Here is a 449-nt window from a genome sequence, read left to right on the forward strand (position 1 = left end):
GAGGAGGAGAACCTGCAGCGTGTAGGAATACTCGAATGCGAGCGAGCCCGTGGCGCGTGTGCGCACGCTGCCCTGCCCGATGGTGAGCACGAGTTTGCCGGGGTCGCGCGCCAAGTGGGGCAGGGCGCGAACCAGGTGATCGCGCAGGCTAGGGGGTTTCAGCATGGGCGGCGCTCAGGGCTGCGCGGGCGTCGTTGTAGGCGCGTTCGCAGGTGAGGCCGCGGATGCGGGCCTCGTCGGCGGTCTGGGCCAGCTCTCCCGCTCGATCGTCAGCCCGGCTGCGCAGGTCGGCGAGCAGATCGAGGGCGGCGGCTGAATCTGCCGCGCACTGGCCGGCAGCGGCGGAATCTGCGGCGGCAGCGAGTGCCCGCTCCCGGTGCTGCTCGATGTAGGTGGCGAGGTCGCGGCGCACGCGGTCAGCAGCAGCGCGAGCGCGATCAGCGTCAGCA

Annotated in this window: 2 protein-coding genes; both read right to left on the reverse strand. The window is 71.5% G+C overall.

The annotated features are described in order from the left end of the window. The coding region (locus tag GVL52_RS32105) for a phage tail protein (RefSeq protein ID WP_200847999.1) at positions 1-165 on the reverse strand (165 nt) is incomplete at its 3' end. Then, positions 149-449: DUF2514 family protein (locus GVL52_RS29015; protein WP_160012738.1), on the reverse strand; the 301-nt coding region annotated here is incomplete at its 5' end. The genes GVL52_RS29015 and GVL52_RS32105, both read right to left, overlap by 17 nt.

The sequence above is a fragment of the Rhizobium sp. 18055 genome (genome assembly GCF_902706285.1).
GTDB lineage: Bacteria > Pseudomonadota > Alphaproteobacteria > Rhizobiales > Rhizobiaceae > Rhizobium.